This window comes from Pseudomonas sp. TE3-3-F2023 (genome assembly GCF_036784815.1).
GTDB lineage: Bacteria > Pseudomonadota > Gammaproteobacteria > Pseudomonadales > Pseudomonadaceae > Aquipseudomonas > Aquipseudomonas pudica.
In genome coordinates this window covers 4,349,242-4,370,958 of record NZ_CP145113.1, presented here as the reverse complement: position 1 = coordinate 4,370,958, position 21,717 = coordinate 4,349,242, and the positions used below count along the sequence as shown (strand labels likewise).

Genomic DNA, 21,717 nt, shown 5'->3' with positions numbered 1-21,717 from the left:
TATATGAAGATGAACTTAGGTTTTGATGTGGTCAGTTGCATGAGGTTGAATGTATTGCTTTGTTGTGTTGCGTCATTGCTTGCTTGTATCACGGCTGTGTCGGTAAGTATTGGGTTGTATACGTTAGTTGAGAATAAAGGGTTTGCATTGTTGTTTGCGTTCGCTGCTGTGTTGCTTGACTTATTTAAGTGTCTTGCGTGGTCAGTTCTTCCCAGACTTCGCAGCATCTTGACGAAGGGCGGAATCGCGATCTCAGCGGTCATCTTGAGCGTGGTTAGTGGGTGGGCTACATACGACCGTCTGATGTCATCGATTCTGGATAGTCAGAGTCAGGTTAAGGCGTTGTCTATACAACGAGCCAGTTTTTTGGAGGGTAGGGTGGCAAGTGATACAGCACTTATCACTCGCTTAGACTCAGAAGCCGAAAGCGTCCGCAAGCAAGCCGCTGGACTTAGGTCTACAGGGGTTGTCTCCAAAGCGCTGTTTTATGAAGAGTCTTCCCATGCTCGAATTTCCAAGGAGCGAGATAGCGCTATTGAGAGAATGAATCAGGATTCATCAGAAATTGCGCGAATCCAATCTGTTAATGGCAAAGCATCATCTATTAGCCCTGAGTTTTCTACGTTGCTATGCTTGGGTTTCTCCCTGGCATTGGAAATTGTGCCTGCTTTGATTTTGATTTCTCTTCGTGACCTCTCGAAATCCAGAGTTTCTGACAGTTTCCCACCAGCTCAATTTATGCAAAGTTCACAGCCAGAGCAATCTATGGAAACGCCAGCCTTTCCGCAGTCGGACGACCTTCGAGAAACGCAAAAAACTGTAGGAACTGCACCGTTGACCAATGATGATTTTTTGGTTTCTCTGCTTAAGGATTTGAGCGTAATGGAAACTGGCACGCCGGTTCCGTTGAAGGAGTTCGCAAAAAATAACAGGATCGGAAATGTTAGAGCTGGGGCTGTTTTTAAGGCCGCAGTTGCTGAGGGTAGACTGCGAAAAACAACCGTCGGTTATGTTGTATCCTGATTTTAAGTGGGCGGGCGATACTTTATGTTATCGCTCTCAATCTACAGCTTATCAAGCTGAGCGATTTATGGTTCTCCGCTACTTTTTTGGCCGGCTTCCGATGCCCGCTGTGGATCATTGGAAAAATTGCCGCCCGACACTTGGCCACCTTAATGGCCCGCCTCCGAAGCCTTCTCCCGGTCGTTTACGAAATTACCAGGTTTGTTTTGTGCGGTGCCGCTTCGCTGGCCAGCCTTGTCTTGATCGTTTGCCATGATTCCGCACCTCGTCTGTTCACACAGAGAGCCTGTGTTTTTCTTCGGATGCCGGATAAGGACGGGCGCTTTCTTAACTTCGTACTAGCCAACCAGGTGCGCGAAAGATCGTAACGCGCGACCTATCGCGTGATAAAGGTCGTGACAATCTGAATGAATACCGATGATGCAGGGATCTGCACCATTGCAAGCGGAGCGCGCCGGCCTACGGATGGGCCAGAGGCGTGAGGATGGAAGCCGGATAGGGCCGTAACCTTGCGGTTTACGACAGCCGTCCCTAGAGCATAGGTACCTGCCTTTGCCCCAAATGCTATTGGCTGAAACGGCTGTTGGAATTCACCGGAGGCGATGTAGCAGGGCCGGGCAGATGCGCGCAGGTTGGAACGGTGATATGAATCGCTTTGCGGTGCCGCCAGCCATCCGCCTGATCAGTTGCAGGGATTTGAATTTCAGCCTTTTGCAGCATCTACACCCAGGCGCCGATTGCGCTGTTCTACCATCGCCGGGTCAGATTGCCCATCTGCGGTAAAGCCGATCATCAACTTCGGCAGAACTAAAAGTAGCGCTTTGTCTTGATCGGTGTGTCAGGTATGCCAGGTTTTCCCATAGGTATGCGCCAGGCGTTCCATCAGGGCATGCTCAGCAGGTGCAGGAATGCCTAGGGCGATCAACTACCCAGAGGAGGCCTCATAGCCATGGCCAATGAAGCTGACAGCCCAACGAACGAGTGGGTCGAGTCGATGAGGATTGCCGGCAAAAGAAAGCCCGCTGCTAGGCGGGCGAGGTCTATCACACGTAGGGATAGCTAAAGTTCCCACACCGCATGTGAAAAGGACGTGAATATGCGGCATCAGGCGACAAGGACAGTGACTAGCCCTGCGCGACGTTTAAGGTTAGTCGTCCAATACATGATGCCACAACCGACGCAACGTCGACTCTGGCATCCCCAGCTGCCTTGCAGCCTCAACCTGAGTGAGTCCTTTTGCTTTTAGCTTTTGGACTGCTTCCAGCTTTTCCCTTGCTCCTGAGATGTTCATGGGAGTCAGCCGTTCTGGCTCGGCAGGGACAGCGACATCAGCTAGATCCAGGCCCTCAACCTCAGCTAGCGATGCAAGAAGAATATCTCTAACCGTGCGACGGTCGTGAGAAGCAATGGTCAGGGCGACAAGGGTCACAGTCTCAATCTCGAGCCCGGCAGCGAGTTTATAGCTGGTTTCCAAGGAAACGGAACTCCTAGCCAGCTCCAACTTACTCACTGTCTGCTGATTCACATGCTTGGTCATGGCAGGCTGAGTTATCCCTTTACGCAGGCGCAACAACTGAAGCACTGCAGCGAAGGAGTACCGGAGCGACATTACGAATCCCCAAAAACCAAGAGGTATGCCCCGATTGCCCGCCGCCAAACAAACGTCTATAGTTGTTCTTTTGGCGATTCGCTGGCCAAGCTGGCAATTTATGGTTGATGAAATGCGGGGACATGCTTGATGGAAGGCCCACTCAGCCACGTGTTATTGGGGGAGGGAGGCGTTGACTTGGTCGGCTCTGACCTGACCCTTGAGGGTGTGCTTCTCGCCGCGCGGGGGCACTACAAGCGGATGCCTCTTTGCGTTGTAGAAGAGTGGGTGGTCATGGATGCCATTCTCACGGAGGATGAACTGGCCAAGGTGGCTGCAGCTGGATGTCAGCCCATGTTCCTGTTTGCCCACAAGGTTGTTCACGACGAGCAGCGGCGCTTCGAGCCAGGCAATTGGGTCAGGTCAACCATTGCTCGAGCATTCAAGGATGGGTACCTCTTCGAGACAAGGAACACGGTCTACGTGTTGAAGGGCCCTGGGTACCGTAAGTCCTCAACCCTGCAAGGCATCTTCTCAATTTTCTAGGTCTCACGGCATCGCTCGTGACGACTCGACTGTTTTAGAGATCAAGATATGTTTCGTTCCCACCAAGCCGACATGGCTGGCATCCCCGGCATGTTTGGCGACGGGCTCATGCATTGGCATGGCGTTTCCCGAGCGCTTGCTACCCACTGGTATCACGTAAGTGTGAAGCGGCGGATAGATGGCCGTTTCGTTTCAAGTCAAGAAATGTTGAATGACGAGCCCAAGTTACATGAGCTTGTCAGTGCCCAAGGCGATGATTTGCAGATTGATGATGTTCAGGTCGTTACGCCTGCGCGGCTGAATGGCACTGCGACGTGGCGTATGGAGCGACTGAAGTCAGTGTCTATGGGGTTTGACAGGAACGACTGCCCGGTGTGCCTGCTCGAGGTCGAGAGTGGTCAGATCTACAACGACTCCCATGAGGGTGGGTTTGATCATGACTCTCTGCGACAGGTGAGAGAGCTGTACCGGGCTCCGGTGTAATTCCATTTCGTGATCAGTATTTGGCTGGGCTCAGCCATCCAAGGAGCTTTACGTGGCAGCATCAAATACCTACTCCATCGATTTGCACAGCAGGCGGTACACGGATTTTGATCTTCTGCGCATTGCGCGCGCCGCAGGCCAAGGTTATGGAGAGCCTGTCACCGCATACCTGGTGAACGCGCAGATCATTGCTGCTAGTGCTGTTGGTGTTGTTTTCGGCCATGTAAATGCTAGCCCGGATGGGCGATTTGCTGACGGGCACTACCTACGCAGCTCTGACATCCAGTCGTTGCGTAAGGAGGGGCGCTTCTGGGTAGCGACTACTCAACATTCCCGTTACGTGATTGCTACTTTCCGGAAGGACGGTGGGCGTGCGGGACTGCGGGAGTTTTTAAAGGGCGGGGCTAAAACCTTTTTCACAATCCCGAACCGGCTCCACTAAGCCCTGGTTTTTAACTAGGTAGCTCTACTTAGAGCTGCCTGCGGTTTCCCTTTGCCTATCGCTAGGTATCGGATATTTTTGACAGGAGTTGTACTGTGGCAGGCACTGATTACATCAAGGTCTCTGGCAAGCTTGAAGATATTCGTGTTTTTGAGCATCGAGAGGGAAGTGTCCAGGTCATCATGAAAATTGATGGTGTGCTGGTTCCAAACACTGTCATTCCCACTCAACTCTATGAAGAGATTGAAGCTGGTAAGCACTACGACTTTTATTGTGTTTACAAGAGGTCGAAAAATAAACTCAAAAATCACGGGGCGGTATATGCGTATAAGGAGGAGGGCGGGCGGATTCGCAGCCTGACCAAGCTTCGGCTGGCTACGCCTGTATACATGATGTTCCATGGAGCGATTTGGTTTGCTGTGGCTTACGTGGCTGTGTTCCTCCTTGCGCTTCTTCCAGTCCTCGCAGACCACCCTACGTCGGGAGCTATACCCGTTCTGCACAGCTATTCGATGATGGGTGGGGCAATTCCTGGAATGTACTTCCTTTGGCGCGCTATTGATTTCTGGCGCAAGTCGGCGGATTTGGAAGCCTGGCCAAGCGTTGCTCCGAGTGTTGTGGTTGAGCGGTTCAGTAAGCTCCACCGGTAAACCATTAGCGGGCCGCTGCGCGGACGGCTGGCGTAAACCAAACCCCGCCCTGTGGCGGGTTTTGGCCCTGCGGGCTTTCATCCTCCCGCCTGCGCGCTCCGCTTGCCTGTGAGCGCGGTACAGGCGCGTTCAGAGCCACGCTTTCTCGGACTGTTAGTCGTCTAGGCCCAGCGCGATATGCCGCATCAAGTCTCGCGGGTTTTTGCTCTCGGCTATGTCTTGCATGAGGCCACGCTTGCTGCGGGGGAGTCGCTTGGCCATATTCTTTGCCGCCCTACGTATGGCCTCTTCTGTGCCGTGAATTTTTTCGGCCAGGAGGACAATGATCGCATCTGTAAGCGTCATGATCTGTTCAAGGTAAACGTTGTCGGATCGAAGTATCGCATGCCTGGCACGTACCTGCTTGACCAGGACGCCGGCTTTGCATCTGACGCAGTGAGCTGGTAGTCGGGGAGCGAAAGCGATAGCTTAGCGGACAAACACAGCCTAGTGTCGTCCTGCCATTATACGGTTCGAGGCGCATAGGGCTTCAGCATTCAAATGGAGCTTTGAAATGCCGTTGACCGCTTTCTCCGTTTCCCGCCAGCAGGAGCTGGATGTAGATCAACTGCTCCAGCTTTTTGCTGACCAACACCAGCGACCTAAGCTGAAGCGCTCTGAGCCCATTCCAGAAATCTGGAAGCAGGTCATTCACGCTGATGTCGAGTGCCCTGCGTGCTTTGCGAAGGGGGCCGAGGTGGTTCGTGCCACCAGTTCCAAGGTCACTGGGGAGGCCATCAAGCAAGCCTACTTCCGGTTTCCAGGTGGTCATCATGACTTCTGCGACTTTGCCGCTCTGCCACCTGGGGAGGCTCCGGAAGGCTTGGTGCAGTTCAGCTCAACTGCTCGTGATGGTTTGTCTCGGGCAGTTCGGGATCTGGTATGCAAAGGTATCCACCTCGGACTTCTCGACCAGGCCAGGATCAGGAGCATGCGTGAATGGTTCCACAATAAGAAAGTCAGCGCCGTATTTCAGGTGACTCTAGATCACCGAGTTTTTCAGTGGGTAGCAGCCGTGCAAGCGGCAGCTTGGCCTGTGAGATATCAGCCGCAGTGGCTGACTATCAACAGGGAGCTTCTGGGAGTACCTGGTTTCCAGATGAAGACGGCGATGGAGGTGATGCTAGCCCGTCGTCACGAATCGCTGCTGACTTTCCTGAGCGACCGGACAGTGATGCTGAGGCCTCTGGTGGGTCGAATTGAAAAGCTCCTGAATGCCAATAGCTCAAGGCTCGTGTTCGACCCAACCATCCTGAAGGTAGAGTACGACGCCACCTTTGAGCTCGCTCGCTTTATGTCCCACCACTATCATCCGGTTCAGAAGGCACTTGGCAGGGGCTACGTCGATGTCAAGGCGAGTAAGCCGCTAATGGCGTTTACCGCGCTTCTCCTTTTCTTGAGCGACTGGGATCTGAATAAAGCGGCTTCGCTTTTTGCTCGAATCGCCAGTTACCGAGGCGATGTCGACCAAAATCTGGGCAATGTCATGGGGCTCAATCCATTCCATGATTACGACGCTTGGGCGGCGCTTAAGGTGCTCCAGGAAATCCCTGTTCGTGAGTATGAGGCCTACGATCTCGAGCACCGCACGAGGGAGTGGATGATTGAGGCGGACGCCGCATTAGCGATGGGTCAGTCGTTCTAAAGAATACAGATTTAGTAAAGTTGCTTGGCGCGGGTCGGGAAATAAACTGTGGAAATGCTGCTGGTAGTTTTCAAAATTGTCGGGATCCTGATGTCTGGGGTTCTCGGCGTCTTGAGTAGTGTTTTGAAAATCAGGGATGCCTCTGGGCAGTTTACGGTTAAAGGTAAGGTCTTTATTGCTGGTAGTGTGGCTGGCTTGTGTATTGCTCTGATTTCGCAAATCCTGGAGACGTATATTCAACGTCAGTCACAGGCAGCCTCGCAGGCGGAAAGTTTGGAGTCGACGCGAAAGCTACAACAGATTATGTTGGATCTAAACAGAACTCTTCAGCCGCTTGGTAAATTTAGTGTTTTTGTATATCGTGCCAATGTTTCTCTAGAAGATCCCCGTTTTGATAGTTATAAGAAGCGTCTAGATAAGCTCGTTTTCACCCATCTCAAGAAGAGCGAGCGGGAGCGAATGATCGATAAAGATATTTCCACGATTACAGGCTATATGAGTGGAGGGGGAATAAAACCGACCGCCCTTCAAATCAGGCCTGACGGGAAATACTATCCTAGCCATAAGGATGATAAAGACATAGGGCTTTTGTCCCCTATTTGCTACAAATTTGTGTTCTTTAGAGAGCCTATTGATCCTTCTAAGTATCAGCCAATGCATCATTACGGTGATGGGTTGGGCGACCTTCGGGCGGACGCGTTCATGCCAAAACCGCTCGCGCTGATTAAGGACTTAAGTGATGGAAGCTTTTCTCTCGGGGGGATGATCGAGTTTCGGGACTGGGAGGACGTAAGTGGGAAAGTCGTGTCCATTCCTGATTTGGTTGGTTCCCAGCTCTTCATTTCTGCATGCAGCAAACCAATGAGGGGTTGGACTTGGGTTGGAAAGAAAAAAATTTATCACGAGCCCATAGATACGAAATTTGAAATGGGGACGATGATGCTGCACTTTGAGAAGCGCAAAATGTGGGTAAAAAAGTCAGAGTTGAATCGGTTTGAGAGGAAAGGGGAGGTGTACTGGGAATATCGTTTTCCTGATACTCAGGAAGCGCTAGGCAGGCGCTTAGCCGGCTCAGATCCGCAATGAGCAACTTTCCCTATTGAGCGACCTTGCTTGACTCTTCTGAGGAGTCACGATGTCACCGACACCACAATCACGTTCACAGCGCGATTCAGAACAAGACTTCGCCACCCTTACTGAGCTGTTCGCAGCGATGATCGAATCACAGCGCGGCCAACCCCTGACGCCAGATGATGCTTGGATCAACCATGCCCAGATCTTGGCGGTGAAGCTGTTCAAGCAGGCGTGTGCTCATTAACACGACTCAACTGAGTTTCCAGGACGGTAAAGAGATCGTCTTCGTGGATCATTCCTCCGCTACGATCCTTGCCCGGGCCTGCCTCGAAACCTTCATCGTGTTCCATTGGATTTTCCGGAGTCAGGATCCTGGCCTGAGAAAATTTAGGCACGGGGTCTGGCGGTTGGGTGGTCTCAGAGATCGGCTCAGGCTGCACCCGTCCACTGAGCAGGCCAGGAAAACGATCGATGCCACACGACTACAGGTTGCACAGCAAGTCGCTGAGATCGAGGGGGCACCTTACCTTGGAGACTACAACGCTGAACAAGCAAAGCGGCTGCTCAAGGGGGAGTGGAGGGTAGGGTGGTCGTGGACGGACGAGGCGGTGAGGGCGGGCTTCAATAAGAAGTATTTCCAGAACGTCTACTCACATTTTTGCGGGTATGCCCATAGCTCCTACATCAGCTCTATGCAGATGGGGGAGGCTCAGTCGATGGAGGATCAGCGCATGCTGGCCCTGGTAGCTTTGCAGACCTCCGTGCACGTCATGGCGAGAACGGTGGCGTTCTATGCGGAGCTGTTCCCAAGAGGCCGGGCTGTCTTGGAATCGGCGCCGGCAGAGGCTCAGAAGGTGGCCTATTTCTGGGGCTTCACGAGTGAAGATATGGATCACCTTTTTGACGAGTGACAGGAGGTGAGGGCATGCCGCTTCGCGGCCAGGCTGTCGTAAACCGAGCCTCTGCGTTCCGCATCGTCTCGGCCCTTTCGGGCTGACATCCTTCATGCCTTCGCCCCTCCTGGCCTGCGCGCTCCGCTTGCCTAAGTAAGCCGTTCAAGGCGTACCGAGTCGCTCTCTTCGAATAGGTCTTGATGCGATTTCTGGGGGCTACTTGGTGCGGTTAATCGCCTAAGCCGAAAGCTTCTATCCCTGAGCGTGTGCGACGGTCTGCGGTTGATCCCAGCCTTTCACGAACCAACTCTCCTCTAAGGGTTCGACCCTAAGCACTTTAACAGTGGCGCATGGGAACGTTACCTCGTTATGGTTGGTCTGGTAATTTCTCAGGCGCTCAAATCGTGCTTCGATGTCACTGATGGTTGCGCAGTCTGCATACGCAGGATTCTCTAAAGGCGATACGATTTGGTACTCGGGATACCCAATGGTATCAGTAGTGCCAAGCAATTTATAATCGACCGAAGTATCGAAGCAGATGTATGTCACGAAATATCTCATGGTGCCCTACGCTTACCCGGAAATTTCGAATATTTTTGGGTTATTTGGATGATTCGTCAAGGCACGATTAGAACAGTCTCCCCAGAGCGTACTTATAAATCAGGCATCTGTCGTATCCATACGTCGCCGCTCAGTGTCTGATTGGCATGCCGCTAGCTGGCGGTAAGATTTGCTATTCATTGAAGGCTGTTAGAGACGAGCAGCAAATAAATCAAAATTGCACTCAAGGTTTCTCGAAAATTATCCGTTTATACAGTTGTGAGAAAATTTCGAGAGTATTATGACTTCCAGCAAGCCTCGCAAATCCAGTTTTTCGTTCAAGGCTGAGAAGTTTTTCACTTTCACTGGCGGGCTTGAAGAATACGAAGCGGCTGTGAAACTGGAAGCCTCAGGCCTCATCAATACATGGTTACATGATTTCAGAGTGGGGTATACACTCCCTCAAGCTGTACAGGTGGCTACAGACTTGAGCTATTCACTGGTTCATCTGGCTGATCAGCGGCATTCTGTCGACGCTGAGCGCAAGCTTTAACATCGAATCGCATGCTGGAATGGTCTTATAGCATTCTACCTGCCAATGCCCAAACCAGGTGTTGATGAAATGTATTCGGACATGTCTGGAGAAAAAATTATCGGGTATGGAACCTTCCATGACCCTGATCCGCTATTCGAATTCGAGGGTGCCAAAGACGCTGTCTTCGATTTGGCAATTATGCTCGAAGACGGAGTGGTTATAATGAAGTTCGGCTGGGTTGCGTGGATGCTTTATCCCTCTGAAGCTGAGTGGCTGGCCGATTAGCTATGGACTGCGGCGTTTTTGGCAGCAAAGCAAGCTGAAGGTGTCAGCTGATTTGGATTATCCATGCGATCCGGAGAAGGGCGATCCGCTCCGGAACGCATTAGGTAGACGGCACGAACCTGTAATTACTGAGCTTTACCAACGTTGCTCACAGCTGGCCCCAGTACGCTGACACGTATGCCATCTCTGCATTGACCATTGAAAGCAGTTTCGGATCTGCGTGGCCCGGGCCCGCGAATAGCTTGCTATTTTTTACGTCCAGTATGGCCATGCAGCAGCCATCTGGAGCGTCTGGTCTCAGAGAGTGCTCCATCAGGGCGAGCACTACATCAATCCTGAGCTTCTGCAGTTTTTCGTCTTTAAGGTACAGCTTGACGAAGTGAGGCACCCCGTCGACCATCAGGCCAAGCTCTGGTTTAACCGAAATGTCGATGTCACCTACCTGGTAGGTCACAGCGTAAGGTGCGTGCCATTCGATCTGCTTTCGCCCCCACCATCTCTCATACCCTTTAATCGCTCGAGGATAATTGCTTAGCTTCTTCTGGTCGCTGATCCGAGTGAGGATCGACTTGAGCTCCCCTTTATCTCCTCCCTTCTCATGGACAGCAACAATGCCCTCTCGAAGAGCCTTGTAGAAATCAGTAACCGGGCTGTAGGGCGGCCTGTTCTTGATCTCTGAAACCTTGTTGGCTTTTGGCGCTCCGGCTCTGGAAACAACCTCAACCACATCACCTAGTGTCAGCCTTGGCATTATCCCCTCCCATGAGAAAACGTCGGCGCAAGAGAGCGCAACGAATGACCTTACAATGCTAAAACGTAGCTCAAAAGGTACTGAGCGTTGCTAGATTCCGAAGGTTAGGGTGGGCCTGCCCCGTGATTCAGCTATCGAGTCTCAATGCCTGAGCTCGTCCAGACATAGGTCTTGGGAATGACCTGGCTCGGGGGAGATGAGGGCACAACCTGATTTACGTTCCGCAACGAGCGGATGATTGTACTGGTGCATCGAAATCGCTATGGTGAAGTGGTGACAACAACCGAGACTCCCTATGGACGATCAATCATCAGTACCTCAAGACGCCGTCGATTTGATGGATGAGCCTATGTCGCTAGATGCGATGACGGCTGAGCTCAAAGCCGAATTTGCCAGGCTGGAGCTAGCAGCGCAGGAGGAAGATAGCGAGGCCGTGCGCCGGGCCAAGTCAGCCTTGGATATGCTGGACGTTTCCCATCTTTCGGGCCGCAGTGCACGCTGCACTCTCACCGGCGCAATTGATCGAGCAATGCTCGCCCTAACCGCTCTCAGTGAGGTAGAGGGGCTTACTTCTGGCAGCTTGTTCAATCGCCACTCCCGCTACTGGTCAGCTGTTCTCGCCTACTGCCTCAGCGCCTTGGCAAAACTCAACTCCCTTCTTGCTCGTTCGCAACGAGCGTTCCTCCGCGCCCCCCTTCTCGCGGACGGCCCTGAGCTCAGCGGGTACAAACACCGCCTTCGTTGATTCCTTTCGAAAAATTTCTCCAATTTCGAACGGGATGACCATCATGAGCACCAACCATCGTTGCATTTGCGCTACCTGCTCCAGGGAAATGAAGCCGGGTCAGGATGTCGCGTCTATCGAGTCATACTACAAGCTGGCGATTGAACGTAATCAATCGCCTGGTAAACCGCCGAATGTTTCTCGCGCCTGGGGTGATCGGTTGCTCGAATGGGCCAAGGTCATAGTGAAGTTCGGCTACTTGCTGCTCGCATTTTTCAAGCTGTAGTCACTCTTCACCGCTCTCAGTCGTGGTCTTGATCCTAAGGGAGAAAAGGGCTGCCTCATCAGGGCCATTGCCAGCAGTACGACAATGGCCCTTTTTTCCTTTTGCCGGTGACTGGAGTGGCGTTGGCTCACCGCAGAAATTGGCCAGGCTGTCGCAAATCGAGCCTTGGCTCCGCCCAGTCTCGCCCCTCCGGGCTTCCATCCTTTTCGCCTGCCGCCCTAAAGGGCCTGCGAGCTCCGCTCGCTTAGGTAGGTGTTAGGAGCTGAGACAGCAAGGCTCAAGTTTGAGGTGTGGGCGTGGCGGAAACTGACACAGACGGCATCCGTTGAACAGGTTCTACAAACCGCGAATGTCCTATAGGAATGATGCGCGGTGAAAGCGTTCTGGCCATGGATTGGGAGCTCACCATTGGTCTGCTCGGGTATTCACGCCAGGCTTGAATTGGTTGACAGAGCGGGCTCAAATCCAAATACTGACCGAGGGGTATGCAAAACAGTCTTTCGGGTATGTTCCGTTTTGGAGCTCCGCGAAGCCGATTGCGGGACATACCAGCACTGGCAACCACGAGGTACGCGCTGTGGATAAGTACGTTGGACTGGATGTGATCATCATCGGAGGGGGAGCCGTTGGGATTTGCTCCGCCTACTTCCTGCAAAAGGCCGGAATGAGGGTCACCCTGATTGAGCAATCGAAGGTAGGCACTAAAGGGCCGCGTACCCCCTTCGTTGATTGCATCGGCAGCGGTGATAAGAGCTCAGAGCTGGCCAAGCGCGGGAAAGAGCTACTGTTCCCCCTCTTCGAGGATCTTGGTTACAACATGCGCCTGGTGAGCCGGTTCTGCTTCACCTCCCAGTCCACGATCACTGCCAACAGTGTGCGTCGAGGAACCTTGGGTGATGAGCTATCCATGCATGAGATGCTTATGGACTTGAGGAGTATCGTGAACGATCGAGGCGGGCGGATTTTTGAAGACCTCGAAGTAACGGAGCTTCTCGTGACTGGCGATAGGGTGGTCGGTGTGTCGACCTCCGCTGGGCAGTTCCTGGCAGATGAGACCGTCGTAGCTGCTGGTGCGCTCAGCTGCAGATTCGAGGGCTGTTTGAACCTTGATTTGGGGCTCAAGGAGGAGCGTGTGGCTGCAGGTGATGATCTGGTTGATGTTCCCGTTACACCTTTTGGTAAACCCTACGTGGGGCGGCCTGAGGGGGTACTCGGCGCAATCGTGGCCGTAGGGCATGACGTGAACGCGATCTGCGCTGTAGGTGTGGGGCAGGTCGTCGCGGAACTGGTATCCACGCCTGGTGCTGGAGTTGGCTACGAGCTGCGGCAAAAGATGCCAGCACAGGAAATACCCTGGGCTGGTGTTTGATTCCCAACAAAAAGGGCGCTGAGCGCCCTTTTTTGTTATGCCGTTTTCATGAGTCCGTTGGATCTTGTCTCAGGTGCCATGAGCACGGTAGCTATCAGGCCGATCAGCGATATTGCCGCAGCGGCATACATCGTTGGAGAAATGCCGAACGACGCTACGGACATTGGCACCAGGTAAATCCCGATAGCGGCACCCAGTTTGGAAAATGAAGTTCCGACGCCCAGGGCAGAGGCCCTGATAGAGGTCGGGAACAATTCCGTCGGGTAAACGAAGAGCAGAACCTGGGTGCCACCAATGCAGATGGCGTACACGCTGAACAGAATCAAAACGGCGACGGGGGAGGCCTCTGGGAAGGCCCCAAGCAGCAGCAGGGGGATTGTCGAGCCTATGAAGCTCTGGGTCAGCAATTGGCGCCTGCCCATCATGTTGAGCATCTTGGATGCCAGCATCGATCCGACAACGAAGAGCAGCATGATCATGATTGAGCCAAGGCTCGCCCAGCGCCCGGAGAGTGCCAGGGCCTGCATGACTTTAGGCGCAAAGATGTTGACCGCGTACAGAGGGATGATCGAGCAAGTCCAGAAGAGCGTCACGAACAGCATGTTGCGGCCATGGCCAGCGCTGAAAAGGGAGCGAAGTGACAGTTTTTTCTCTTCTTCCTCAGGCATGTCGCTGATTGAGTATTGCTGGCCGTAGACGCTTTTAACGATGTGATCTGCTGCCGCCAGGTTTCCGCGATCTGCCATCCAGCGAGGGGATTCTGGACTGCCCAGGCGCATGAAGAAGAACAGGGCGCATGGGATTCCTGCCGCCGCTAGCACTATCCTCCAGCTCTCATCACCCCAGGTGCTCATGATCAGCTCACCGCTGATGTAGGCAGTAGCCGAGCCCGCAAACCACATGATCACGAGCCCGCCGATCATGGGGGCGCGATGTTTCTTGGGCATGAACTCAGAGAGAATTGTGGAGGCCACTGGGTAATCCGCGCCTACTGCTACCCCGATGATGAAACGCAGCAGACACAGCGTCAGCGCTGTCTCGGCGAACATGTGCGCTACCGAGAAGACGAAAATCAGCACCGGATTAAGAAGGTACAGAAACTTTCTGCCGAAATTGTCGGTAATCCATCCCCCGAGCGTGCCGCCAAAGAACACTCCCAGAAGTGCAGCCGCAGCGATCAGGCCTTCCCACATTGTCGAGAGCTGCAGCTCGCCTGTGATCTGAGCAATAACGACACCAATCAAGCTCAGGACGTAGCCGGCAATGAAAGGACTACCTAGGGCTGAAAGGAAAATACGTTTGTGGGTACGCGTGAGCACCGCGTCATCAAGCGAGTGTGAACGAGCCATGAAAATATCCGAATTGTCTCTATGTACTGCTGCAGCGACAGCGGTAGAAATTTTTAGTCTTGTAAGAGAGAGCGTTCCGTTGGCCTGCAACGGATGGAGTCAACTGTGCATCGATTCTGACTGGGAGAGGGGGCGTAATTCATCCGCTGTACCTTTAGATTTATTTGGGCAGATGTATCAAAGGCTCAGGTAGCCAAGCTACGGCACCACCATTTTTTCGATGGTTGCTCGCGGGTTTCGAGCTCGTCCTGAGGAGAGGCACGATACCTGAAAAAACCCATTGGTCAAACATTCTGAATATCGGGTACGTTCATTTTGCTGGCTTCCACTGATCCTCGACGCCCCCCTTCCTGACCCACCTACGGCAGCTTCGCTCCTACTGCATTCACCACCTTTTGGGCACCACCTGGATGGCCTTCCGGATGCGATCAAGACCCATGAATCATTTTTACGTACCCGCTGGACAAAAAAATATACCTGGAATACAGTCGAACCATGCGATCGTCCAAGTGGGCGATGCAGGCACTCTCGATAGGAACCAGCAATGACTACAGAAAAGCGGTATTGGAGCACCTCGGTAAGCGATGTTGAGGAGTCCGCTGTCTACATCCGGGGTTACGACCTGGGCGACTTGATCGGCAAGCTGAGCTTCGCTTCGGCCACCTACTTGGTGATCCGTGGGCGCCTGCCGAATGCCGGCGAGTCCAAGATGATCGACGGCATCCTGTGCTCGGTTTTGGATTACGCGTTGAAGAAGCCAGGCACTGCAGCTGCCCGTTTCTGCGTTTCCAGCAACCCATCCATGGTCGCTGGCCTGGCCACTGCTGTGCTGTCCGCTGGTGAGTATTCGCTGGCCCCTGATCAGACTGGCAACTTCCTGAACGCCACCTTCTCGGCAGACACAAGCGACTTCGAAGCTTCTGCCAACGCCTTGGTGGAAGGGATGCGTGCTCGCAAGGAACGCGTGCCAGGCCTGGGTCACCCAGTCTTCCGTTACACCGACCCGCGTGCTCAGCAACTGAAGGCCCTGGCAGTCGATACGGGCGTATGGGGTGATATCTGTGAGTGGTATGAGGCGGTGCATAAGGCCTTCACCACCCAGGCCAACAAGCCCGAGATCGTGATCAACGAGGTCGGCATGATGGGGGCGATCCTGGCCCAGATGGGCTTTACCCCTGCAGAGATGACTGGCCTGGCTGTCATCTCCACCATGCCAGGTGTGGTCGCACACATTTCTGAGGAGCTGCAGAGCAAGGTGCGCATCCGCGCAATCAGCGACAGTGAGGTCGACTACGCTCGCGACCGTCGTAACTTTGCTGAAGATCTGGCGAAAAGCGGCCTTTAAGCGGTACTGCTGCCGCTCCTTGAGGCGGCAGCATTTTCATTGAAACTCTTTCGTTATGTACAACGGCATCATGTTGTACGAGATTGGTGGTATCAATATGGGAAGTCTTGCCAGTTCGTTTGCCACCAATGCCAATATTGAAAGCGGCTCATGCAAGTCGCTTGTTGTGCGTCGCACTGCGTTGGAATTATTCGTTACCAAGGGGTTTCAGTCAGTCAGCCTTCGGCAATTGGCCGATGCTGTGGGAATTCAGGCTGGCTCTTTGTACAACCACATTGAGAGCAAACAAACGCTTTTGTTTGACTTCATTGAGGAGCTTGACTCGCTGTTATTGCATGCGGTCATGAAGGAACTCAAAGGTCGCAGTAATGCGATTGATGCGCTCGGTGCCTTCGTCAAAACCTACATGAGCATAGCGCTTGAAAACCGCTCGCTTTATGTCCTGTCGCGACGTGAAACCTGCAACCTGATGGTTGATCAGCAGGCGGATATCAACAGAATCCGAGTTCGAGTTGAAGAGGTGTTGTCTGGTGTTATCGCTTCAGGTCGAAAAAAGGGCGTCTTTCATATCCAGGATGACCGTCTGACTGCAGGGACGATTTGCGCCACCTTGGATGGCGCGCTCACCAAGGAGTGGGGAAGCGACCTTTGTGTCGACTCTCTGGTGAGGCAGATCCAGAAATTCGTGCTTCAAGCTGTGACGAGTAAGTAGTAGTTGGCGCGAGCTACGCTTCATTTGCCGAAGCTCGCGTTCCCTCGGTTAATCCAAAAAGCTAGGTGAGACGATGAAAAAAAATAGCATTAAAGGTCTGCTGGGCATGGGCGCTTCGGTTTTGGCTCTGGCCATTTCGGCTTCTGCGGTGGCGGAGGATTGCAAGCCTCTGCACACCTTCAAGACCATCCAACCAGGCGAACTGACTGTTACTTCTGTAGTGTTGCCACCGTTTGCATATGATGACCAGGCTCGTCGCTTCAGCGGCGTGGACGGGGAAATCATTCAGCAGATTGCCAAGGACAACTGCCTGAAGGTCAATCACATCGTCACCGACTCCGCAGCTTCGATTCAGTACGTCGTGGCATCCCGTTCGGACATCTCCGTGGGCGCCTGGTACCGCACCTTCGAGCGCTCGAAGGTTATGGGCATCTCCGATCCTGTCTACCTGGAGCAGACCGCCATCTACTCGCGTGACGGCGCCGACACCTTCGATCAGCTTAAAGATCGCAAGGTCGGTACCGTAACTGGCTACCTCTGGGTACCGGAGCTGAAAAAACTCTACGGTGGCAAGCTGTCGCTGTATCCGAACGCTGTGGCGCTTTCTCAGGATCTGAACAGCGGGCGTATCGACGCTGCGGTCAACACCTATGCAATCGGCGCTGAAAGCCAGAAGAAAGGCGGTATCGGCAACGACATCCAGATCAAGGTCGCCAAGCCGGACGAGAAGGTGAAGTCCTCGGTCTATCCAGCCCAAACGGCGTTTATTTACAGCAAGGGCAACCCCGAGCTGGGCGCGGCCATCAACGCTACCATCAAAGGCATGCGTGAGTCGGGCAAGCTGGGCAGCCTGCTCACCGACCAGGGCCTGCGTGCTGATGGCGCGGACGTCGGCGAGCCTCGTTACGCTGACCAGTAATTGAGCTGAAACAAAAAGCGCCTCCTGTGAGGCGCTTTTTTTATTTCCGGTAACCGCCGGCCATCATGTCCACGTAGGTTTCGGCGATCTGCTCTGCTGTCATCTTGCCGTTCTCGTCGAACCAGGTGTGGAGCCAGTTACACATTCCCATGAAGCCGCTTACCGCGATGTGTGTGGGCACTGGCTTAAAGAAGCCTTCGTCCACGCCACGCTGGTAAACGCCTTCGATCATCTTGTCGTACTCACGCTTACGCTTGCGAATCAGCAGGCGCTGCGCTTCTTCAAGCTCGCTTTCGTCCCGGAAGTAGATCGCCGTCCAGTCCTTGCGCTGCATCACGTTGAGGGCGTGCTGGCACAGGATCTTCTTAAGGGTCTCATCAGTCGGCAGGTCTTCCTGCAGGATCCCTACGATCGTGTCTTCGTAGCACTGGTGCATGCGATTGAAGATTTGCCACAAGATCTCGTTCTTGTTCTTGAAGTAGTAGTAAACGACCGATTTCGTGTAGCCCAGGCTGGCCGCAACATCATTGATGGTGATGGCACGGAACCCTTTGTCAGCGAAAAGGGTAGCGGCGGAAGAGAGGATCTCGTCCTGGACGTAGGCTTGTTTTTTTTGTTTGAGTTGGTCGCGCATATCGACAGTATTCAAGGTAACCACCTGGATTAAGGTTAAAGATCGCTAGGCAGTTGAATTCTGCTCATGGCTGCTTCTTTGATGGCGTTCGGTATGGCCTTGGAAGTCCGCTGCTCGAGATCGAAATAGACAGAGGTCATTTGGATTTCTGCGCAGAGCTCATCGTTGGCGCTGAACATCTGATGGTGAGTGACAATAGAGGCATTACCCACTTTCTTAACCGTGCTCGCCACTTTGAACAGGTCACCGACCTTCAGTTCGGCCCTGTAGTCGATTTCGTAGCGAACATCTGCCCAGCCTTCCTTGCGCTCGAAGCGCCAATCAGCGTTATAGCCCAGCGAGTGGATCAGATGCCAGAAGGCCTGGTCGAAGGCTGCCACATAATACTGCACAGTCATGTGCCCCATTGCATCCGTTTGCGCAGGGTAAACAACACCTCGGTACGTGATTTCCATTCAGTCATCCACTCGATACTGGCATGCAATTGAGAGCGAATGAAGTGGTTCTTCACGCTCCTTGAATGTCCATTGTCAGTTTTATAGACCGATACGTCAATTTTTTTATCTTGTTAGTCTGTCTCGGTTTAGTGGCATTTAGGTGCCTATGAGAGCATGCAGGATCGTATGTAAGTGGCCAGAGAAACCGAGAGAGAGGGAGGAGGTAGAGGTTGAGCGGGGAGGGGGACGGGGGAAGAAAAAGGCCCCCTCTGACGAGCAGAGGGGGAAGCTGACACAACAAGAACTAGATTTCGCTGAGGATGACCTGGGCAGCATTGTGGCCAGGAACACCCGTTACACCACCGCCAGGGTGAGTCGATGCACCGCACTGATACAGACCGGCGATCGGCGACCGATAGTCGGCGTAGTGGGCAATAGGGCGACGGAAGAAGATCTGGTCGATGCTCAGTTCACCGTGGTGAACATGGCCGTCTGGGAGGTCGAACATCGCCTCGAGGTCAGACGGTACCAACACCTGTTTATGCAGTACCAGCTCACGGAAACCAGGTGCGTAGCGCTCGATCTGATTGACCACGATGTTGAAGAGCTCCTCCTTCGTGGTCTCGTCCCATGGCCGGCCATCCCGAAGGGCGTAAGGCACGTGACCGCCCAGCAGGCTCAGCGTGTGTTTGCCTTCAGGGGCTGCAGTCGGATCGAACACGCTTGGGGTCAGAATCCACATATAGGGATGCTTCGCCATCTCACCGTGCTGAGCCGATTCATACGCGGTCTGCAGCTCTTCCAGGTTCTCGGCGATCGTGATCGAGCCAGGAGTCTGATTGTCCGAAGCCTTCAGGCCTTGCCATTTGGGCAGACCGGACAGTGCCATGTTGATCTTGAAGGTGCTCGCCTTGGTGCGAATGCGCTTCACGGCATCAATGACTGCCGGCGGCAGATCCTGAGGTTTAAGCAGTCGCAAGAACAAGGTCTTCGCGTTCGCGTTGCTGACGACAGACTTGGCGTGGATGATCTCACCACTTTCCAGGCGCACCCCAACTGCCCGTTTGTCTTTGACAACGATCTCTTTCACGGGAGCGCTGCAGCGGATGGTGACACCTTGATCCAAGCACGATTGCTTGATGGCGTTCGCCAGGGCGCCCATACCCCCTTTAACCAGGCCTCCTGGGCCGGCTTTAGTGGTGCCGTCTCGCAAGTATGGGCGCGCGAGCACATACGCGGTTCCAGGAACCATAGGGCCAATGTTGCCACCGCTGCCGGAGGTGTAGCAGCCGAACATGGTGAGCACCTGAGGGCTCTCGAACCAGCGGCGCAGGAAGTCGTGGCAGCTCAGCGTCAGCAAATCCCAAATGTCGTAGAACATTGGGCCTGCCGATTTCATGCGCCACAGAAGGGCAGCTGACTTGGTGAGATCTTTCACCTTACCGGTCGAGATGTCGACCGGTACTTCGAACAGCAGCTTGCGAAGGTGGCCCACGAGTTTCTTCATGTGCTCGACATAGCCCGGGTAGGCATCCGCATCTTTCTCGGAGTACCGGCGGATCTCAGCACACATGCGGTCGACGTCCGACCAGTGAGTGACGACCGAGCCATCTTGGAATGGATGGATGCCCGGCGGGGTCGGAATCACTTCGACGCCATATTTGAGCAGGTCAAGGTCAAGCATGATCTTGGGCTGCATCAACGACATCCAATAGGATGCAACCGAAAGGTGGAAACCGGGCCAAAGCTCCTCGGTGAGAGCTGCTCCGCCTACGATGTTACGCCTTTCGACCACGCAGACCTTTTTCCCAGCCTTGGCCAGGTACGCAGCGCATACCAGGCCGTTGTGGCCGGCGCCGACAATTACAGCATCGAATTGAGACATTCTGGCAACTCGCTTATTTACTTCGGTTGACGTGGTACTACTGCGAAGCCATCGATTTCGATCAGTACGGCTGGGTCGTAGAGCATCGGTACGGTGACCAAGGCGCTCGCTGGCGGGCACGCCTCGTTCACATATGAGTTTCGCACCTTCTTGAAGATAGGGAGCATCGACGGCTCGAAGTGCGCGACGTAGGTGGTGAGCTTGGCGACTGCTTCGAAGCCTACCCCGGCCTCGGCCAGAGTGGCCTTCAAATTTTCAAATACTGCTCGAACCTGAGCTTCGAAATCACCCTTGACCACGTCGCCATTGCTATCCGTTGGGCAATGGCCGCTCAAGAAAAGAATCTCGCCTTCCCCCGAAAGGGTGGCAGTGGATACGCCAGGGAAGCCCGCGCCCACGTTTACTGCCTTGATCATCCGTTGCTCCTCACATCGTTTCTTGGAGTTGGAGGTGTGAGTCACCTCTGATTGTTCTCGCCATACTAAAAAACTGACCAGCGGGTATAATCTATACAACAGACCTTCAGCGTGCAAGGGGCGCGTGAGCAGATTCCGTCGCACCTTCATGGAGCGCTATGCCGCTATCTGGTGCGGCCTGGGGCGTACCTCAAAGCGTCTGATTGACGGCGTACCAACACCGCTGCGACCTATTGACACGACGCAAGATTCAATCATACTGACTCAACGGTCTAATTTTTAATACGACCGGTTGGTTTTTCCGAAAGCTCCGTTCGAAGCGGGGCACATAACAATCGCGGAGCTTTTCTCATGGGTGTTCGTGTCAATTTCATCAACCCCTTCGGTACGCCGGCCTACAACGGTTTGATCTCTGAAACCCTGACGCCGTACCTCAACCAGGGGAACGAGCTGGTGGTCACCAATACCGAAAACGTTCCTGAAAACTGCGACTGGTGGTACCCAAAGCACCTGGTCGAAGAGGAGCTTTTCGAGTGCGTGATCCAGGCTGAGAAAGATGGCTTCGATGCCGTGATCATTGGTTGCTGCAATGATCCAGGCGTTCGTGCGGCCCGTGAGTTGGTTGACATTCCAGTCATCGGCCCGCTTGAAGCCGCGATGCAGCACGTCAGCTATTTCGGCTACGACTACCTGCTGGTCACCGACCACCGCAAATCTGCCGCGTACATGAAAGACCTGGTACGTCTGTATGGGGCTGAGCAGCAGTGCCGCGACGTGCGTTACATCGACTGGCACATCACCGACATGATCAAAGACCTGGAAGGCGTCGCACGTGATGCGCTTTCGGCGTCTGAAAAGGCCCGCGAGGTCGGCGGCGTAGAAGCCGTCATTCTGTCCTGCACCATCATTTCTGCAGCAACAGAGAAATGGCTGCTCAGCAACGGCCAGTACCGCGACCCCACTATCCTCAATCCCAACACCTTCGCACTGAAGATGGCGGAGTCGCTGGGTCTTCTGAAGCAGATGGGCGCATACGGCATCAGCCGCATCGGGTACTACGAGCAAATGACCCAGAAACGTCCAGAAGAATTTGCTGAGGTTCGTGAGCGTTTCGGACGTCGTCAGCGCTTCACTAAATAAGTCTGTT

26 protein-coding genes and 2 pseudogenes are annotated in these 21,717 nt (G+C 53.8%); 18 read left to right on the top strand and 10 right to left on the bottom strand.

Annotation, left to right across the window (positions count from 1 at the left end; genetic code table 11):
- Nucleotides 1–3: 3 nt before the first annotated feature.
- Complete coding sequence (locus V3314_RS20115) at nucleotides 4–1,023, top strand: hypothetical protein (protein ID WP_143516710.1); 1,020 nt, start codon at nucleotides 4–6, stop codon at nucleotides 1,021–1,023.
- Nucleotides 1,024–1,088: 65 nt separating this feature from the next.
- On the opposite strand, the pseudogene V3314_RS20110 reads toward V3314_RS20115, so the two are convergent.
- The 3 genes and pseudogenes from V3314_RS20110 to V3314_RS20100 form a co-directional block, all read right to left on the bottom strand.
- A pseudogene (locus tag V3314_RS20110) lies at nucleotides 1,089–1,277 on the bottom strand (general stress protein).
- Nucleotides 1,278–1,587: 310 nt separating this feature from the next.
- Nucleotides 1,588–1,975: pseudogene (locus V3314_RS20105) on the bottom strand (DUF1264 domain-containing protein); the annotation flags it as partial.
- 195 nt (nucleotides 1,976–2,170) lie between these two features.
- Nucleotides 2,171–2,497 (bottom strand): helix-turn-helix domain-containing protein, encoded by a 327-nt coding sequence (locus V3314_RS20100; protein WP_256596040.1) that lies wholly within the window; start codon nucleotides 2,495–2,497, stop codon nucleotides 2,171–2,173.
- Nucleotides 2,498–2,761: 264 nt separating this feature from the next.
- Here V3314_RS20100 and V3314_RS20095 point away from each other — a divergent pair, with 264 nt between their 5' ends.
- From V3314_RS20095 to V3314_RS20080, 4 genes are all read left to right on the top strand, one after another.
- On the top strand, nucleotides 2,762–3,157 hold the full coding sequence (locus V3314_RS20095; RefSeq protein WP_088512412.1) for a hypothetical protein: 396 nt from the start codon (nucleotides 2,762–2,764) through the stop codon (nucleotides 3,155–3,157).
- Nucleotides 3,158–3,205: 48 nt separating this feature from the next.
- Nucleotides 3,206–3,640, top strand: coding sequence for a hypothetical protein (locus V3314_RS20090; RefSeq protein ID WP_088512411.1), 435 nt, complete (start codon nucleotides 3,206–3,208; stop codon nucleotides 3,638–3,640).
- A gap of 52 nt (nucleotides 3,641–3,692) precedes the next feature.
- Nucleotides 3,693–4,082 carry a hypothetical protein gene (locus tag V3314_RS20085; protein ID WP_088512410.1) on the top strand — a complete coding sequence of 130 codons (390 nt, stop codon included), beginning with the start codon at nucleotides 3,693–3,695 and terminating at the stop codon, nucleotides 4,080–4,082.
- A 95-nt stretch (nucleotides 4,083–4,177) separates the two neighbouring features.
- Nucleotides 4,178–4,732, top strand: coding sequence for a hypothetical protein (locus V3314_RS20080; RefSeq protein WP_088512409.1), 555 nt, complete (start codon nucleotides 4,178–4,180; stop codon nucleotides 4,730–4,732).
- Between the two features lie 153 nt (nucleotides 4,733–4,885).
- On the opposite strand, the gene V3314_RS20075 is transcribed toward V3314_RS20080, so the two are convergent.
- Nucleotides 4,886–5,077 (bottom strand): hypothetical protein, encoded by a 192-nt coding sequence (locus V3314_RS20075; RefSeq protein ID WP_088512408.1) that lies wholly within the window; start codon nucleotides 5,075–5,077, stop codon nucleotides 4,886–4,888.
- A gap of 208 nt (nucleotides 5,078–5,285) precedes the next feature.
- Here V3314_RS20075 and V3314_RS20070 point away from each other — a divergent pair, with 208 nt between their 5' ends.
- The 6 genes from V3314_RS20070 to V3314_RS20045 all read left to right on the top strand — a co-directional run bounded on the left by V3314_RS20070 (nucleotide 5,286) and on the right by V3314_RS20045 (nucleotide 9,743).
- Nucleotides 5,286–6,416, top strand: coding sequence for a hypothetical protein (locus V3314_RS20070; protein WP_088512407.1), 1,131 nt, complete (start codon nucleotides 5,286–5,288; stop codon nucleotides 6,414–6,416).
- Between the two features lie 48 nt (nucleotides 6,417–6,464).
- Nucleotides 6,465–7,502, top strand: a complete 1,038-nt coding sequence (locus V3314_RS20065) for a hypothetical protein (protein ID WP_088512406.1) — start codon at nucleotides 6,465–6,467, stop codon at nucleotides 7,500–7,502.
- A gap of 49 nt (nucleotides 7,503–7,551) precedes the next feature.
- Nucleotides 7,552–7,734: a hypothetical protein gene (locus tag V3314_RS20060; protein ID WP_088512405.1), complete on the top strand. Its 183-nt coding sequence runs from the start codon at nucleotides 7,552–7,554 to the stop codon at nucleotides 7,732–7,734.
- Nucleotides 7,735–7,777: 43 nt separating this feature from the next.
- Nucleotides 7,778–8,401: a DUF5677 domain-containing protein gene (locus V3314_RS20055; protein WP_143516709.1), complete on the top strand. Its 624-nt coding sequence runs from the start codon at nucleotides 7,778–7,780 to the stop codon at nucleotides 8,399–8,401.
- 823 nt (nucleotides 8,402–9,224) lie between these two features.
- Nucleotides 9,225–9,476 carry a hypothetical protein gene (locus V3314_RS20050; protein WP_110606646.1) on the top strand — a complete coding sequence of 84 codons (252 nt, stop codon included), beginning with the start codon at nucleotides 9,225–9,227 and terminating at the stop codon, nucleotides 9,474–9,476.
- Nucleotides 9,477–9,557: 81 nt separating this feature from the next.
- The gene (locus V3314_RS20045; protein WP_146224437.1) at nucleotides 9,558–9,743 is read left to right on the top strand and encodes a hypothetical protein; all 186 of its coding nucleotides are present in this window, start codon (nucleotides 9,558–9,560) and stop codon (nucleotides 9,741–9,743) included.
- 148 nt (nucleotides 9,744–9,891) lie between these two features.
- Here V3314_RS20045 and V3314_RS20040 read toward each other — a convergent pair whose 3' ends face one another.
- Nucleotides 9,892–10,494, bottom strand: a complete 603-nt coding sequence (locus tag V3314_RS20040) for a hypothetical protein (RefSeq protein WP_088512401.1) — start codon at nucleotides 10,492–10,494, stop codon at nucleotides 9,892–9,894.
- Between the two features lie 295 nt (nucleotides 10,495–10,789).
- On the opposite strand from V3314_RS20040, the gene V3314_RS20035 reads away from it, so the two are divergent.
- From V3314_RS20035 to V3314_RS20025, 3 genes are all read left to right on the top strand, one after another.
- A complete protein-coding gene (locus V3314_RS20035; protein ID WP_143516708.1) occupies nucleotides 10,790–11,239 on the top strand; it encodes a hypothetical protein in 450 nt (149 codons plus the stop codon).
- A gap of 43 nt (nucleotides 11,240–11,282) precedes the next feature.
- Nucleotides 11,283–11,504, top strand: a complete 222-nt coding sequence (locus V3314_RS20030; RefSeq protein WP_143516707.1) for a hypothetical protein — start codon at nucleotides 11,283–11,285, stop codon at nucleotides 11,502–11,504.
- Nucleotides 11,505–12,081: 577 nt separating this feature from the next.
- Nucleotides 12,082–12,873 carry an FAD-dependent oxidoreductase gene (locus V3314_RS20025; RefSeq protein WP_207238214.1) on the top strand — a complete coding sequence of 264 codons (792 nt, stop codon included), beginning with the start codon at nucleotides 12,082–12,084 and terminating at the stop codon, nucleotides 12,871–12,873.
- Between the two features lie 35 nt (nucleotides 12,874–12,908).
- Here the strand turns inward: V3314_RS20025 and V3314_RS20020 are convergent, their stop codons facing one another.
- Nucleotides 12,909–14,222, bottom strand: coding sequence for an MFS transporter (locus V3314_RS20020; RefSeq protein WP_178085884.1), 1,314 nt, complete (start codon nucleotides 14,220–14,222; stop codon nucleotides 12,909–12,911).
- Between the two features lie 544 nt (nucleotides 14,223–14,766).
- Here V3314_RS20020 and V3314_RS20015 point away from each other — a divergent pair.
- The 3 genes from V3314_RS20015 (at nucleotide 14,767) to V3314_RS20005 (ending at nucleotide 17,198) form a co-directional block, all read left to right on the top strand.
- Nucleotides 14,767–15,567 (top strand): citryl-CoA lyase, encoded by an 801-nt coding sequence (locus V3314_RS20015; RefSeq protein WP_088512399.1) that lies wholly within the window; start codon nucleotides 14,767–14,769, stop codon nucleotides 15,565–15,567.
- A 55-nt stretch (nucleotides 15,568–15,622) separates the two neighbouring features.
- A complete protein-coding gene (locus V3314_RS20010; protein ID WP_088512398.1) occupies nucleotides 15,623–16,279 on the top strand; it encodes a TetR/AcrR family transcriptional regulator in 657 nt (218 codons plus the stop codon).
- 73 nt (nucleotides 16,280–16,352) lie between these two features.
- Nucleotides 16,353–17,198, top strand: a complete 846-nt coding sequence (locus tag V3314_RS20005) for a transporter substrate-binding domain-containing protein (RefSeq protein ID WP_088512397.1) — start codon at nucleotides 16,353–16,355, stop codon at nucleotides 17,196–17,198.
- A gap of 40 nt (nucleotides 17,199–17,238) precedes the next feature.
- On the opposite strand, the gene V3314_RS20000 is transcribed toward V3314_RS20005, so the two are convergent.
- From V3314_RS20000 to V3314_RS19985, 4 genes are all read right to left on the bottom strand, one after another.
- Nucleotides 17,239–17,856 (bottom strand): TetR/AcrR family transcriptional regulator, encoded by a 618-nt coding sequence (locus tag V3314_RS20000; protein ID WP_233687872.1) that lies wholly within the window; start codon nucleotides 17,854–17,856, stop codon nucleotides 17,239–17,241.
- Nucleotides 17,857–17,867: 11 nt separating this feature from the next.
- The gene (locus V3314_RS19995; RefSeq protein WP_088512395.1) at nucleotides 17,868–18,287 is read right to left on the bottom strand and encodes an acyl-CoA thioesterase; all 420 of its coding nucleotides are present in this window, start codon (nucleotides 18,285–18,287) and stop codon (nucleotides 17,868–17,870) included.
- 286 nt (nucleotides 18,288–18,573) lie between these two features.
- Nucleotides 18,574–20,154, bottom strand: a complete 1,581-nt coding sequence (locus V3314_RS19990; RefSeq protein WP_088512394.1) for an NAD(P)/FAD-dependent oxidoreductase — start codon at nucleotides 20,152–20,154, stop codon at nucleotides 18,574–18,576.
- 17 nt (nucleotides 20,155–20,171) lie between these two features.
- A complete protein-coding gene (locus tag V3314_RS19985) occupies nucleotides 20,172–20,570 on the bottom strand; it encodes a RidA family protein (RefSeq protein ID WP_088512393.1) in 399 nt (132 codons plus the stop codon).
- Nucleotides 20,571–20,921: 351 nt separating this feature from the next.
- On the opposite strand from V3314_RS19985, the gene V3314_RS19980 reads away from it, so the two are divergent.
- The gene (locus V3314_RS19980; protein ID WP_088512392.1) at nucleotides 20,922–21,710 is read left to right on the top strand and encodes an aspartate/glutamate racemase family protein; all 789 of its coding nucleotides are present in this window, start codon (nucleotides 20,922–20,924) and stop codon (nucleotides 21,708–21,710) included.
- The last annotated feature ends 7 nt before the right edge of the window (nucleotides 21,711–21,717 follow it).